The following is a 14,821-nucleotide window of genomic DNA, read 5'->3' on the forward strand; positions in this document are numbered from 1 at the left end:
GGCCAACTAATGAGGACCTCAGCCATGACGACTCTCGCCTCGGTGTTCGACAAGGCCCGCGCGGAGAAGCGCGCCGCGCTGGTGGGCTACCTGCCGGCCGGGTTCCCCAGCAAGGACGGCGGTGTCGCCGCCGCGACCGCCATGGTCGAGGCCGGCTGCGACGTCATCGAGATCGGACTGCCGTACTCCGATCCGCTCATGGACGGGCCCACCATCCAGGACGCCGTGCACCGCTCCCTGCTCAACGGCACCCGGATCGCCGACGTGATGCGCACGGTGGAGGGCGTGGCGGCGACCGGGGCCGCGACGCTGGTGATGACCTACTGGAACCCGATCGACCGTTACGGCGTCGAGCGATTCGCCCGCGAGCTGGCCGCCGCCGGCGGCGCCGGCACGATCACCCCGGACCTGACGCCCGAGGAGTCCGGGCCGTGGCGCGAGGCCTCGGCCGCCGCCGGGATCGACACCGTGTTCCTGGTCGCGCCGAGCTCGACCGAGGAGCGCATCCGGGCCGTCGCCGAATGCTGCACCGGATTCGTCTACGCCGCGTCGCTGATGGGCGTCACCGGCGCCCGCGAGACCGTCAGCTCGGCGGCCGAGAGCCTGGTGAAACGAACCAGGGCGCACACCGACCTGCCCGTCTGCGTCGGGCTCGGTGTGGGCACCGGCGCGCAGGCCGCCGAGGTCGCCGGTTACGCCGACGGCGTCATCGTCGGCTCCGCCTTCATCCGCCGTATCCTGGACGCTCCCGACGAGGCCGCGGGCCTGCTGGCCGTACGTGAGCTCGGTGCCGAGATGGCCCGGGGTGTTCGCGCCTGACGGTGCCTTACCGGTGCCTTATTCTCGACGTGATGTGATGGAGATGGGTAGCGCGCGCGTCCATGGACTGCGACGCCCGGCGTGGCCTCGCCGAGGATGAACGCGTACCGACCACCAGCCCATAGAGGAGACCATGGTGCTCGTGACTTCAGACCAGCCCGCGCCGGTTAGGTCGCCGTGGGTCAATATGGCGCTACCCTGGGTGACAACGGTTGCCCGTCTCGTGGTGGCTGGAGTGCTGATCGTCGCCGGCTGGCTGAAGATCGGCAATCCCGCGCTGTCGGTCCGGGCGGTCGAGGCTTACGAGTTGCTCCCCGGCCAGGTCGCCACCGCGGTGGGTCACGGCCTGCCGATCCTGGAGATCGTCGTAGGGGTGTTGCTGGTTGTCGGGCTGCTCACGAGGGCCGCGGGCGTCGTCTCCGCGTTGCTCATGCTCGCGTTCGTCATCGGCATCGCCTCCGCGTGGGCTCGTGGCCTGCGCATCGACTGCGGCTGTTTCGGCGGCGGCGGGCAACTGGCGGCAGGGCAGGAACCGGAATACTTCTGGGAGATCGTTCGTGACTTCGGCATCTTCCTGCTGGCCGCCTGGGTCGTCTGGCGGCCACCCGGCCGCCTCGCACTCGACTCGGCTCTCGGACTGGCCCCCGACCGAGAGCCGTACGACCGGTATGACGATGACGAACTGGACGCCGACGAGGCGCCCGACACGAAGGAGAACGGCTGATGGGCGGCAAGGCCACGCGTGACACCGGGGCGCGCGATCGGATCAAGGCGCAGCGTGAGGCTGATCGCAAACGCGAGCAGCGTAAGCGGATGGCCACCTTCGCGACCGTGGCCGTGGTCGCCGTGGCGGCGGTCGGCGCAGGCTGGTGGTACGCGGCGCAGCAGAGCCAGTCGGAGACGGCGAGCGAGAAGACCGCGCCGATCACCGTGCAGAGCGACGGCGCCGTGGTGATGGCCAACGCGGGTGTCCAGAGCCCCGTGCTGGACATCTACGAGGACTTCCAGTGCCCCGCCTGCCAGTCGCTGGAGACGACCAGCGGCAGCACGATCAAGAACCTCGCCGTCGAGGGCAAGGTCAAGGTCGTCTTCCATCCGATCACGATCTTCGGAGACGATCCGACGAAGTCCAACTCGGTGCGGGCGGGCGCGGCCTCCAGGTGCGCGCCCTCCGGTCAGTGGCTGGCCTACCACGACAAGTTGTTCGCCGAGCAGCCCAACGAGGCCGTCGAGGGCTTCAAGACGCCCGACCTGGTCTCCTGGGGGAAGGACGTCGGCATCACCGATCCCGCCTTCGAGAAGTGCGTGACCTCGCAGCAGTACGCCCAGGCCCATCAGGCGTACAGTAAGAAGGTCCTCGACTCCAACGTCATCAAACAGGGCACTCCGACCGTCTTGCTGGGCGGCAAGGAGCTCGGCAATGTCGCCTTCCAGCCAAGTGACCTACGCCAAGCTGTTCTTGATGCCGCCAAGTAGCCGCCGACACGCTAATCTCACCTGACATGCCCCTCGCCTCGATTCCCAGCCCGCCCGAGGGGGTCTGGTACCTCGGACCGGTCCCCCTGCGGGCTTACGCTCTGTGCATCATGCTCGGCGTCGTCGTCGCCGTCTGGCTCGGCGAACGCCGCTGGCGCGCCCGCGGCGGCGCGCCAGGCACGATCATCGATCTCGCGGTCTGGGCCGTCCCGTTCGGCCTGGTCGGCGGTCGGCTCTACCACGTCATCAGCGACTGGCAGCTCTACTTCGGGCCCGACGCGCCCAACGAGCCGATCGAGGCGCTGTTCATCTGGAACGGCGGCCTCGGCATCTGGGGTGCCGTCGCGCTCGGCGGGGTGGGTGTCTGGATCGCCTGCAGGCGGCGTGGCATCTCGCTGAGCGCCGTGGCGGACACGATCGCCCCCGGCATTGTGATCGCCCAGGCGATCGGCCGCTGGGGCAACTACTTCAACCAGGAGCTGTTCGGCGGCCCGACCGATCTGCCGTGGGCGCTGGAGATCGAGCCCGGCCGCCCCGGCACGATCCCAGGTGAGGCCACCTACCATCCGGCGTTCCTGTATGAGTCGATCTGGGACCTCGGACTCGGTCTGGCGCTGATCTGGATCGGTAGCCGGTTCGCGCTGCGCCACGGCCGTCTGTTCGCGCTCTACGTCGCCGGCTACACCGTGGGCAGGTTCTGGATCGAAGGGCTGCGGGTCGACCCGGCCAACGAGATCCTCGGCATGCGGCTCAACCAGTGGACCTCGATCGTGCTGTTCATCGGCGCGGTGGCCTACTTCTGGCTCACCCGGAACAAGAGCACCGAGGAGTCCCTCGGCGTGGTGCCCGATCCCGGAGACGACGTCGACCCCGCGCACACCGCGGACCAGGCCGACGCCGACGCGGAGAACACGGCCACCGGCTCCGGGAAGGACGACGACGCGCCGCACACGGCCGCCGCCGCCGCACCCGACCCCGCGCATGATGGCGATCAGGCTGATGAGGAATCGGCCGGTGAGCGGGCTGAGGTGGCGTCTGCGGGTGTTTCACCTGATCCGGCGCACGACGATGACCAGGCTGATGAGGAATCGGCCGGTGAGCGGGCTGAGGTGGCGTCTGCGGGTGTTTCACCTGATCCGGCGCACGACGATGACCAGGCTGATGAGGAATCGGCCGGTGAGCGGGCTGAGGTGGCGTCTACGGGTGTTTCGCCCGATCCGGCGCACGACGATGACCAGGCCGACAAGAGCGACAAGGCGCCGGTCGGAGCCGAGAGCGAGGCCGGCAAGAAATGACCCGGTCCGGCTCGGGGGGGCGTGCCGAGAACCACCATGAGCACCGCGATGTCACCGGAGGTTGGCTCCGGCCGTCGGTGTTCGGAGCGATGGACGGCCTGGTGTCGAACTTCGCACTGATCGCCGGTGTCGCCGGAGGCACGTCGAACACCCGGGTCATCGCCCTGGCAGGCGTCGCGGGCCTGGCCGCCGGCGCGTTCTCGATGGCCGGGGGCGAGTTCGTCTCGGTGGCCAGCCAGCGTGAGCTCGCCCTCGCCGAGATCGCGGTGGAGCGGCGTGAGATCGAACGGCACCCCAAGGAAGAGGAGCGCGAGCTCGCGGAGAGCTACGAGCAGCGCGGTGTCGATCCCGGCCTCGCCGCAGAGGTCGCCAGGCAGATCTCCAGGAACCCCGACGAAGCGCTCAAGGTTCACGCCAGGGCGGAGTTCGGCGTCGAGCCGGGAGATCTGCCGTCGCCGAGGCTGGCCGCCGTGTCGTCCTTCTTCTCTTTCGCCGTGGGCGCGATCCTGCCGCTGGTTCCTTACCTGGTGGGCGTCAGCAGCCTTTGGGTGTCGGCCGTGATCTCGTGCCTGGCGTTGTTCGGCGCGGGCGCGCTGGTGTCCAGGGTGACCGCCAGGAACTGGTGGTACAGCGGGCTGCGCCAGCTCATGGTCGGAGCCGTCGCCGCCGCCCTCACCTTCGGGCTCGGCTCACTGATCGGGGGGAACGGACTGTGAGCCGGGAGTCGGGGGGCAGGCGCCGGCGTAGGCCGCCGGCCGGGGAAACGGGCTTGGGGGACACCGGTCGCCGGACGGCTCCGGTGGTGGACGAGGGCTCGGAGGACTGGCCTCGCGGGGCGGGTCCGGACGAGGAAGACGGCCCTGCGGGGGCCCGTCGCGGGGCGGCTCCGGTGGAGGAGCCGGGCTCCGGGGGCAGGCGCCGGCGCAGGTCTCCGGCAGAGGAGGAGGGCTCCGCGAGCAGGCGTCGCCGGGGGGCCGCGCCGGAGGAGGAGCACTCCGGGCGTCAACGCCGCCGGACGGCTCAGGCCGAGGAGGCGAGTCCCGGACGCCGACGCCGGCGGAAGTCTCCGGCCGAGGAGGAGGGCTTCGTTCCCGACCCTTACGGGATGACTGAGGAGGGGGGCTCCTGGCGCCCCCGCGGTGCGGTGGCCGAGGAGGCCGGCACCGCGCACGAAGCGCACGAAGCGCACGAACACCGCGGCATGGCCGATGAGGCCGGCTCCGCGCACGTACCGGCGGGGTCCGTATCGGCACGCCGCGGGGCGGCCGACGAGGGCGCGTCCGTGCGCACCCGCCGCGCGGTGGACGAAGAGGACGAGAACTTCCTGGCCAGGTTCGGGCTCAACCACCGCCAGGAGCGGTTGTTGAAGATCGTGACCGTGGCTGTGGGCATCGTGGTGGGCGCCGTGTCGCTCACCATCGCGGTGGCCTCGCTCGGCGGGGGTGTGGGCACCGACCAGACCAGCGCCGCCGTCGGCTTCGAGATGCCGCGTCCCGACTCCTACCAGGGCTGGACCTCGCCCAAGCTGTTCGCGCCCGTCGGGGAGCGCACGTCGGACGCCAAGGCCCTGACCGTGAAGGAAGTCTTCGCGACGAAGACCCTCAAATCAGGGCATGTCACACTGAAGCTCGTCAGCAGCCGCCTCGACGACTGCGCCTCGGTGGCATGGGGAGCGGCCCTCACCGAGGAACTCGCCGAGGCGGAGTGCACGCAGGCCGTACGCGGGCTGTACACGAGCGCCGACAAGCGCTACGTGGCGCAGTACACCCTGTTCAACCTGCGTGACACGCAGGCCGCGGACGGCCTGGTGGAGGCGATGGAGACCCAGCACCGAGGCGGTTGGACCCAGGCCCTCCCGTCGAAGAAGGCCGCCTTCCCCGCCGACGGCTACACCGAGGCGAGCGGCCACGCGATGGGTCACTACGCGGGGCTCGTCTGGCTGGCCAAGGCCGACGGCGCCGATCCCGCCGCAGGCGACGACTTCGTCACGTTGTCACTGGCGGTCAGAGGAGCGGAGAAGGCCGTCTACCGGAGAATAGTCGACATCACGGGCCCCTCGGCGAAGCCATCACAATAGGCACATCATGGTCACCCGTTTCCGACTCATCATCCTAGCCGTGGCCTTCGTGCTGCTCGCCGGCGCCACCGCCGTCGTCTGGCTGACCGCCGGGGATCCGCCGAGGGCCGCCGCCTTCCGCGGTGAGCGCACGTCCGCCGTCTATGCGCCGATCGCCACCCGCGTGCTCGACCCGGAACCGCTGACGGTCCAGGAGGTCTTCGCGGCGAGCACCGTCACCTCCGGCCGGGTCACCCTGGCGCGCCAGGGCACGGAGGCGCTCACCGACTGCGTGGAGGCGGTGTGGGGGACCGCCGCCACCGAGGCCGTCAAGGGCTGCAACCAGGTCATGCGGGCCCGTTACGGCACGCCGGACGGCAAGGTGTCGGGCCAGTTCACGGTGTTCAACCTGCCCGACGCGGCCGCCGCCGACCGGCTGGTCGCCGCGCTTGAGCCCGCCGGCGGCTTCGTACGGCTGGCAGCCGATCAGCCGCCGGACTTCGACGGCACCCGCAGCCGGGCACAGGCCAGGGCCCTCGGGCACTATGTGACCGTGGGCTGGGTCGCCCCGGTGGGCGGTAAGGGCAACGTCGACCTCACCTACCACCAGGTCGCACTCGACACTGTGGGGCGGGCCGTCAACCAGCGCGTCGTCGACGCCGGCTGACCCGGCCCGCTTCCTGTTCTACCATCACAGACATGAGCTCCCATCCCGCAGAATGTTCGCGTTGCGGACCGGGTGGGCACTAATCCGGCAGTGTGAGGTAACCTCTACCCACAATCGCAGCAGGGCCAACGTCGTCCCTCGCCTCAGCATCCAGCAGACGAAGACGACGGGAGGGATTCAATGCCTGCTGCCCGCCTCGGGTTCCCCGAGCCTCAGGGCCTGTACCACCCCGCGAACGAGCATGACGCCTGCGGTGTCGCCATGGTGGCCGACGTGGCCGGACGACGTAGTCACGGAATCGTCGCGAAGGCTTTGACGGCGCTCTGCAATCTCGATCACCGGGGGGCCAAGGGGAGCGAGCCGGACACCGGCGACGGAGCCGGGATCCTGACGCAGATCCCTGACGCCTTCCTGCGCGCGGTGACGGACTTCGGGCTTCCGCAAGCGGGGGCCTATGCCGCCGGTATCGCCTTCATGCCGTCGGATCCGCAGGCCAGGGAGATCGGCGTGCGGATGATCGAGGAGATCGCCGCCGAGGAGGGCCTGACCGTGCTCGGCTGGCGCGACGTGCCGGTCGACATCGCGCACGCCGGGCCGAGCGCCCGCGCCGTCATGCCGTTCTTCAAGCAGCTCTTCGTGAGTTCGCCCGGGGGCGAGTCCGGGCTGGAGCTCGACCGGCTGGTCTTCTGCCTGCGCAAGCGGGCCGAGCACGAGGTGGACGTCTACTTCCCCTCGCTGAGCGCGAGGACCATCGTCTACAAGGGCATGCTGACGACTCCGCAGCTTGAGCCGTTCTTCCCCGACCTGTCGGACGAGCGCTACGAGAGCGCCATCTCGCTGGTCCACTCGCGTTTCTCGACGAACACGTTCCCGTCGTGGCCGCTGGCCCACCCCTACCGGTACGTCGCGCACAACGGCGAGATCAACACCGTCAAGGGCAACAGGAACTGGATGCGGGCCCGCGAGGCGATGCTCGACACCGGTCTCATCCCGGGCGACATGTCGCGACTTTTCCCCATCTGTGACCCGGACGCCTCCGACACGGCCTCCTTCGACGAGTGCCTGGAACTGCTCCACCTCGGCGGTCGCAGCCTTCCGCACTCCGTGCTCATGATGATTCCCGAGGCGTGGGAGAACCACACGGAGATGGATCCCGCGCGGCGGGCCTTCTACGAGTTCCACTCCACGCTGATGGAGGCGTGGGACGGCCCCGCGTCCATCACCTTCTCCGACGGCACCCTCGTCGGCGCCGTGCTCGACCGCAACGGCCTGCGCCCCGGCCGGTTCTGGGTGACCGCCGACGGGCTGGTCGTGCTGGCCTCCGAGGCCGGCGTGCTCGACATCGCCCCGGAGGACGTCGTCCGCAAGGGCCGGCTCCAGCCGGGCAAGATGTTCCTCGTCGACACCGCCCGCGGCAAGATCATCGAAGACGACGAGGTCAAGGCGGAGCTCGCCGCGGCCCTGCCGTACGAGGAGTGGCTGCACGCCGGGCTGGTCCGTTTCGAGGAGCTGCCGGCGCGCGCGCACGAGATCCCCACGCACGAGGCGCTGGTCAAGCGGCAGCAGACCTTCGGTTACACCGAGGAGGAGCTGCGGATCATCCTCGCGCCGATGGCCACGAGCGGGGCCGAGCCGATCGGCTCGATGGGCACCGACACCCCGGTCGCGGTGCTGAGCGAGAAGCCGCGGCTGCTGTTCGACTACTTCAGCCAGCTCTTCGCACAGGTCACCAACCCGCCGCTGGACGCCATCCGCGAAGAACTCGTCACCTCGCTGCAGTCGACGATCGGGCCGGAGGGCAACCTGCTCGAACCGGGCGCGGCCTCCTGCCGCCGTCTCGTCCTGCCGTACCCGGTGATCGACAACGACGAGCTCGCGAAGATGATCCACATCAACGACGAGGGCGCCCTGCCGGGCTTCCAGCCGTACGTGGTCTCCGGGCTCTACCAGGTGAGCGGGGGCGGCGAGGCGCTGCTGCACCGGCTGGAGGAGATCTGCTCCGAGGTCTCGCAGGCCATCGCGGACGGCGCGCGGATCATCGTCCTGTCCGACCGCGGCTCGTCCGCGGCGAAGGCGGCGATCCCGTCGCTGATGCTCACCGGCGCGGTGCACCACCACCTCATCCACGAGAAGACCCGCACCCGGGTCGGCCTGGTGATCGAGACCGGTGAGGCGCGCGAGTGCCACCACATGGCGCTGCTCGTCGGCTACGGCGCCTCGGCGGTCAACCCCTACCTCGCCATCGAGACGGTCGAGGACATGATCGCCAACGGCGGTCTGGACCTCGACCCGCACAAGGCCGTGCGCAACCTGATCAAGGCGTACGGCAAGGGCGTGCTGAAGGTCATGTCCAAGATGGGCGTCTCCACGGTCGCCTCCTACACCGGCGCGCAGATCTTCGAGGCGCTCGGCCTGGGCCAGGAGATCATCGACGCCTGCTTCTCCGGCACCACCTCCCGCCTGGGCGGGGTCGGCTTCGCCGTGGTCGCCAGGGAGGTCGCCGAGCGGCACCGCCGGGCCTACCCGCGTGCCGAGAACGCGCACCGGCGTCTGGAGGTCGGCGGGGAGTACCAGTGGCGGCGCGAGGGCGAGCCGCACCTGTTCAGCCCCGAGACCGTCTTCAAGCTGCAGCACGCGACCCGCAGCAGGAAGTACGAGATCTTCAAGGAGTACACCGGCCTCGTCGACTCCCAGGCCGAGAAGCTGATGACCCTGCGCGGCCTGTTCCGGCTGCGTAAGGGCACCCCGATCCCGATCGACGAGGTCGAGCCCGTCGAGAGCATCGTCAAGAGGTTCTCGACCGGCGCCATGTCCTACGGGTCGATCTCCATGGAGGCGCACGAGACCCTCGCCATCGCGATGAACCGGCTGGGCGGCAAGTCCAACACCGGTGAGGGCGGCGAGGACCCGGAGCGGCTGTACGACCCCGAGCGGCGCAGCGCGATCAAGCAGGTGGCCAGCGGCAGGTTCGGCGTGACCAGCGAATACCTGGTGAACGCCGCCGACCTGCAGATCAAGATGGCCCAGGGCGCCAAGCCGGGCGAGGGCGGCCAGCTCCCGGGCCACAAGGTCTACCCGTGGATCGCCAAGACCCGGCACTCCACTCCGGGCGTCGGCCTCATCTCGCCGCCGCCGCACCACGACATCTACTCCATCGAGGACCTCGCCCAGCTCATCCACGACCTGAAGAACTCCAACCCGGCCTCCCGCGTGCACGTCAAGCTGGTGGCCGAGGTCGGCGTTGGCACGGTCGCGGCGGGCGTGTCCAAGGCTCACGCCGACGTCGTGCTGATCTCCGGTCACGACGGCGGCACCGGCGCCTCCCCGCTGACCAGCGTCAAGCACGCGGGCGCGCCGTGGGAGCTCGGGCTCGCCGAGACGCAGCAGACCCTGCTGCTCAACGGCCTGCGCGACCGCATCGTGGTCCAGGTCGACGGCCAGCTCAAGACGGGCCGCGACGTGGTCATCGCCGCGCTCCTCGGCGCCGAGGAGTACGGCTTCGCCACCGCGCCCCTGGTGGTGTCGGGCTGCGTGATGATGCGCGTCTGCCACCTGGACACCTGCCCGGTCGGGGTGGCCACCCAGAACCCCGAACTGCGCAAGAGGTTCTCCGGCAAGCCCGAGTTCGTGGTCAACTTCTTCGAGTTCATCGCCCAGGAGATCCGCGAGTACCTCGCCGAGCTGGGCTTCCGCACGCTGGAGGAGGCCATCGGGCACAGCGAACTGCTGGACACCGAGGTCGCCAAGGATCACTGGAAGGCGGCGGGGCTCGACCTCGCGCCGATCCTGCACCGCCCCGACCTGCCCGCGGGCACGCCGCTGCGCCGTACCCAGGTGCAGGACCACGGCCTGGACCGGGCGCTGGACAACACGCTCATCCAGCTCGCCGAGGGCGCGCTGCGCCTGGGCGAGCGGGTCACCCTCGAACTGCCCATCCGCAACGTCAACCGCACGGTCGGCACCATGCTCGGCTACGAGGTCACCAAGCGGTACGGCGGCGAGGGCCTGCCCGAGAACACGATCGACGTGTCGCTGCGGGGCAGCGCGGGCAACTCCTTCGGGGCCTTCGTGCCGCGCGGGATCACCCTGCGGCTCACCGGCGACGCCAACGACTACCTGGGCAAGGGCCTGTCGGGCGGCCGGCTCACCGTGCGGCCGCACGACGACTCGCCGTTCGCGGCCGAGACCCAGGTCATCTCCGGCAACGTCGGCCTGTACGGCGCGACCTCGGGCGAGGTGTTCGTCCGGGGTGTCGTCGGGGAGCGGTTCTGCGTCCGGAACTCCGGCGCCACCGCCGTCGTCGAGGGCGTCGGCGACCACGGCTGCGAGTACATGACCGGTGGCAAGGCCGTGGTCATCGGCCCGACCGGCCGCAACTTCGCGGCGGGCATGTCGGGCGGCATCGCCTACGTGCTCGACCTCAACCCGGCGCGGGTCAACCGCGAGATGGTGGAGATCGAGGCGCTGGAGACGTCCGACACGGAGTTCCTGCGGGAGATCGTCGAGCGGCACCTGGCCGAGACCGGTTCCACGGTGGCCAAGTCGCTGCTCGCCGACTGGGACGCCTCGCTCGCCCGGTTCGGCAAGATCATGCCTCGCGACTACAAGCGGGTGCTCGCGGCGCGGGCCTCCGCCGAGGCCGAGGGCCGCGACATCGACGAGGCGGTCATGACCGCCGTTCACGGATAAGGGGGGTTTTCACCGATGGCTGACCCGAAGGGTTTCCTCACTCACGGACGCGAGCTGCCGGCCCGCCGCCCGATCGACGTCCGGATCCGCGACTGGCGCGAGGTGTACGAGGACTTCCCCGCGCCCGCGCTGAACAAGCAGGCCGCGCGCTGCATGGACTGCGGCATCCCGTTCTGTCACAACGGCTGCCCGCTGGGGAACCTCATCCCCGAGTGGAACGACCTGGTCTACCGCGACGACTGGCGCGAGGCGATCGAGCGGTTGCACGCGACCAACAACTTCCCGGAGTTCACCGGGAGGCTGTGCCCCGCCCCGTGCGAGGCGGCGTGCGTGCTGGGCATCAACTCCGACCCGGTGGCGATCAAGCGGGTCGAGGTCGAGATCATCGACAGGGCCTTCGACGAGGGCTGGGTGACCGCCCAGCCGCCCGCGACCAAGACCGGCAAGCGGGTCGCGGTCGTCGGCTCCGGCCCGGCGGGGCTCGCCGCGGCCCAGCAGCTCACCCGTGCGGGACACGACGTCGTGGTCTTCGAGCGGGCCGACCGGATCGGCGGGCTGCTGCGGTACGGCATCCCCGAGTTCAAGATGGAGAAGCGGCACATCGACCGCCGGCTCGCGCAGATGCGGGCCGAGGGCACCGAGTTCAGGGCCGGCGTCAACGTCGGCGTGGACGTCACGGCGGCCGGGCTCCAGGCCGAGTACGACGCCGTCGTGCTCGCGGGCGGCGCCACGGCCTGGCGCGACCTGCCGGTGACCGGGCGCGAGCTGGGCGGCGTCTACCAGGCGATGGAGTACCTCCCGCCGTCGAACAAGGTGCAGGAGGGCGACTACACCGTCTCGCCGATCTCCGCCGAGGGCAAGCACGTGGTGGTGATCGGCGGCGGCGACACCGGGGCCGACTGCATCGGCACAGCCCTGCGGCAGGGGGCCGCCTCGGTCACCCAGCTGGAGATCATGCCGCAGCCGCCGGAGCTCAGGCCGGGGCACCAGCCGTGGCCGACGTTCCCCATCCTGTTCAAGACGGAGAGCGCCCACGAGGAGCTCGCCGACAACGGCGGCGACCGGGTCTACGCGGTCTCCACGACGGAGTTCGTCGGGGACGCCGCGGGCAACGTCCGGGCGCTCCGCCTGGTCGAGGTCGAAGGGCCGCAGGGCGGGTTCAAGCCGATCCCCGGCACCGAGAGGGAGATCCCGGCCGAGCTGGTCACGCTCTCGATGGGCTTCCTCGGCCCGGAGAAGGGCGCGCTGCTCACCGACCTCGCCGAACTGTCGGGGGATCCGGAGGGGTTCTTCGACGCCCGAAGCAATGTCAAGCGCGATAAGTCGTATATGTCCGGCATAGATGGCGTATTCGTCGCGGGGGACATGGGACGGGGGCAGTCGCTGATCGTCTGGGCGATCGCCGAGGGCCGTTCCGCCGCCGCGGCGGCCGACCGGTACCTCACCGGTCAGACGGCGCTGCCGGTCGCGATCCCGCCGACCGCGCGTCCGCTCGTGTGATCAACCGATTCTGAACCGCGGGGCGCGCCCTCCCCTTCCCGGGAGGGCGCGCTCCTATGCTGGTTCGTGGGTATGGTGCCGCAAGCCGTACATAGTGGGAAAAAGCACCAAGTGCTGGCGCTTGGGGGGACGTTGAGCTGAAAAGATGGCTTCTCTGGGTGGTCCGGCGGGGAGGATGCGATGAACCGGGGGAGCAGGCGCCTGGCCCGCGTGGTCACGGCGGCGGTACTGGCGATGGCCGGGTCCACGGCGGTGTCGGCCGCCGAGCCGGTCCGTGAATACCTGGTGTTCTACGCCGAAGGGGCCAAGGCCGGCGCCGAGCGGGCCGTCAGGGACGCGGGCGGGACCGAGGTGTCCCGCGACGCACGGCTCGGCTACCTGGTCGCCAAGGGCGCGGGGAACGCCTTCGTGGAGGCCCTCGGGCGCAGCGACGCGATCGTGGGCGTCTCCACCGACAAGAAGATCGGCACCGCGACCGCCGTCCGGGCCGTGCCCGCCGCCGTGCCCGCCGTCGACAAGGACCTCGTACAGAAGGCCGTCGTCGCCGACCCGGTCCCCGACCCCCTCGCCGACCGGCAGTGGGACATGAAGATGATCGGCGCCACCGCCGACAAGTCCTACAAGGACGCCCCCGGCTCCAAGAAGGTGCTCGTCGGCATCATCGACACCGGCGTCGACGGCAACCACCCCGACATCGCCCCCAACTTCGACCGCGAGCGGAGCCGTAACTTCGTCGTCGACAAGCCCACCGACCCGGGCGGCGAGAAACTCGACGGACCCTGCGAGCACGCCGGCTGCGTGGACCCGGTCGACGCGGACGACGACGGGCACGGCACCCACGTCGCCAGCACCATCGGCTCCCCGCTCAACGGCCTGGGGATGGCCGGCGTCGCCCCCAACGTCACCCTGGTCAACCTGCGGGCGGGGCAGGACTCCGGCCTGTTCTTCCTCAAGCCCAGCCTGGACGCCCTCGCCTACGCGGCCGACGCGGGCATCGACGTGGTCAACATGAGCTACTACATCGACCCCTGGCTGTTCAACTGCAAGGACAACCCCGCCGACACCAAGGCCCAGCAGCTCGAACAACGCGGCATCATCACCGGCATGCAGCGCGCCCTCGACTACGCGCGCAGCCGCGGGGTGACCCTGATCAGCGCGATCGGCAACGGCCAGACCGACCTCGGCAAGCCGCGCAACGACGCCACCAGCCCCGACTACCCGGCCGGCCAGGAACGCAATCGCAAGATCGACAACACCTGCCTCAACGTCCCCGCGGAGTCCGACGGCGTCATCTCCGTCACCGCCGTCGGCCCGTCGGGCACCAAGGCGTACTACTCCGACTACGGCATCGAGCAGAGCGACCTCAGCGCACCCGGCGGCGACGACTCGGGCGGCGACTCGGGCGGCGACGGCGGAGCCGACGTGACGCGCACGATCCTCGCCGCGGCCCCGGAGGCCGTGCTGCGCGTGAAGGGGCTGATCGGCAGCGACGGCAAGCCGACGACCAGCTCCGTTGTGCGCGACTGCAAGGACGCGACCTGTGCCTACTACCAGTATCTGCAGGGCACCTCGATGGCCGCCCCGCACGCCACCGGCGTCGCGGCCATCCTGATCAGCCGCTTCGGCGAGCCGGTCAAGGACGGGCTCACGCTGGAGCCCGACACCGTCGAACGGCTCCTCTACGAGAGCGCCGTCAAGAAGGAGTGTCCCTCGCCGCGCGCGCACTCCTACAAGGCCACCGGGCAGGAGGCCAGCCACACCTGCGAGGGCGGTCGCGACAAGAACGGCTTCTACGGCCGGGGGCTGGTCGACGCCGCCCGCGCCGCGACGATCGAGCGGTGATACTCATCCCGGCCTGAGTACGGAAGCGGATGCCCCGTTCTCCCGCCCGATCTAGCGTCGACGCATGATCTATCGGGTCGTCGGGGAAACGGCGATGGTCGTCCACTTCCTCATCCTGCTCTACATGGCGCTGGGCGGGTTCCTCGCGTGGCGCCTGCCACGGACGATCTGGGCCCATCTCGCCGTGGCCGCCTGGGGGCTCGTCTCCATCACGACCGGCGTCGTGTGCCCGCTCACAACCCTGGAGAACTGGGGCAGGCACCAGGCGGGCCTCGAAGGGCTGCGGCCCACCGGCTTCATCGATCACTACATCGAGGGGATCATCTACCCGGAGGAGTACACCGGCCTCGTCAGGCTCGCGGTGGTCGCCGCCGTGCTCGTCTCCTGGACCGGCTTCGTGATCCTTCGCCGTGCACGACGTCTCGCCCCCATGAGATAGCGTGAAGTCACCGAGATTTTCTACCCCGCTACGACCAC

At 70.1% G+C, this 14,821-nt stretch carries 11 protein-coding genes; all 11 read left to right on the forward strand.

All coding sequences use genetic code 11. The features are described 5' to 3' along the window. Positions 1–24: 24 nt before the first annotated feature. The 11 genes from trpA (at position 25) to MBA17_RS04245 (ending at position 14,783) form a co-directional block, all read left to right on the forward strand. Complete coding sequence (trpA, locus tag MBA17_RS04190; protein ID WP_238494876.1) at positions 25–819, forward strand: tryptophan synthase subunit alpha; 795 nt, start codon at positions 25–27, stop codon at positions 817–819. A gap of 187 nt (positions 820–1,006) precedes the next feature. Beyond that, positions 1,007–1,543 (forward strand): MauE/DoxX family redox-associated membrane protein, encoded by a 537-nt coding sequence (locus MBA17_RS04195; protein WP_274384970.1) that lies wholly within the window; start codon positions 1,007–1,009, stop codon positions 1,541–1,543. After that, positions 1,543–2,295, forward strand: coding sequence for a DsbA family protein (locus tag MBA17_RS04200; RefSeq protein WP_238494878.1), 753 nt, complete (start codon positions 1,543–1,545; stop codon positions 2,293–2,295). Before MBA17_RS04195 ends, MBA17_RS04200 begins: the two co-directional genes overlap by 1 nt. A gap of 26 nt (positions 2,296–2,321) precedes the next feature. Next, a complete protein-coding gene (gene lgt, locus MBA17_RS04205) occupies positions 2,322–3,590 on the forward strand; it encodes a prolipoprotein diacylglyceryl transferase (protein WP_238494879.1) in 1,269 nt (422 codons plus the stop codon). Beyond that, positions 3,587–4,306, forward strand: coding sequence for a VIT1/CCC1 transporter family protein (locus MBA17_RS04210; RefSeq protein WP_274384793.1), 720 nt, complete (start codon positions 3,587–3,589; stop codon positions 4,304–4,306). The genes lgt and MBA17_RS04210 overlap by 4 nt, the downstream gene beginning before the upstream one ends. A gap of 389 nt (positions 4,307–4,695) precedes the next feature. After that, the gene (locus tag MBA17_RS04220; protein WP_238494881.1) at positions 4,696–5,667 is read left to right on the forward strand and encodes a hypothetical protein; all 972 of its coding nucleotides are present in this window, start codon (positions 4,696–4,698) and stop codon (positions 5,665–5,667) included. Positions 5,668–5,707: 40 nt separating this feature from the next. Beyond that, a complete protein-coding gene (locus MBA17_RS04225; protein ID WP_238494882.1) occupies positions 5,708–6,313 on the forward strand; it encodes a hypothetical protein in 606 nt (201 codons plus the stop codon). 180 nt (positions 6,314–6,493) lie between these two features. Then, a complete protein-coding gene (gene gltB, locus MBA17_RS04230; RefSeq protein ID WP_238494883.1) occupies positions 6,494–11,002 on the forward strand; it encodes a glutamate synthase large subunit in 4,509 nt (1,502 codons plus the stop codon). A 15-nt stretch (positions 11,003–11,017) separates the two neighbouring features. Next, the gene (locus tag MBA17_RS04235; RefSeq protein ID WP_238494884.1) at positions 11,018–12,502 is read left to right on the forward strand and encodes a glutamate synthase subunit beta; all 1,485 of its coding nucleotides are present in this window, start codon (positions 11,018–11,020) and stop codon (positions 12,500–12,502) included. Positions 12,503–12,682: 180 nt separating this feature from the next. Beyond that, positions 12,683–14,344: a S8 family peptidase gene (locus tag MBA17_RS04240; protein ID WP_238494885.1), complete on the forward strand. Its 1,662-nt coding sequence runs from the start codon at positions 12,683–12,685 to the stop codon at positions 14,342–14,344. A gap of 64 nt (positions 14,345–14,408) precedes the next feature. Continuing rightward, entirely contained in the window at positions 14,409–14,783 is a 375-nt protein-coding gene (locus tag MBA17_RS04245; protein ID WP_238494886.1) for a DUF2784 domain-containing protein, read from the forward strand. Positions 14,784–14,821: the final 38 nt, after the last annotated feature.

The organism is Dolomitihabitans soli, assembly GCF_022213955.1.
Classification (GTDB): Bacteria; Actinomycetota; Actinomycetes; order Streptosporangiales; family Streptosporangiaceae; genus Streptosporangium_A; species Streptosporangium_A soli.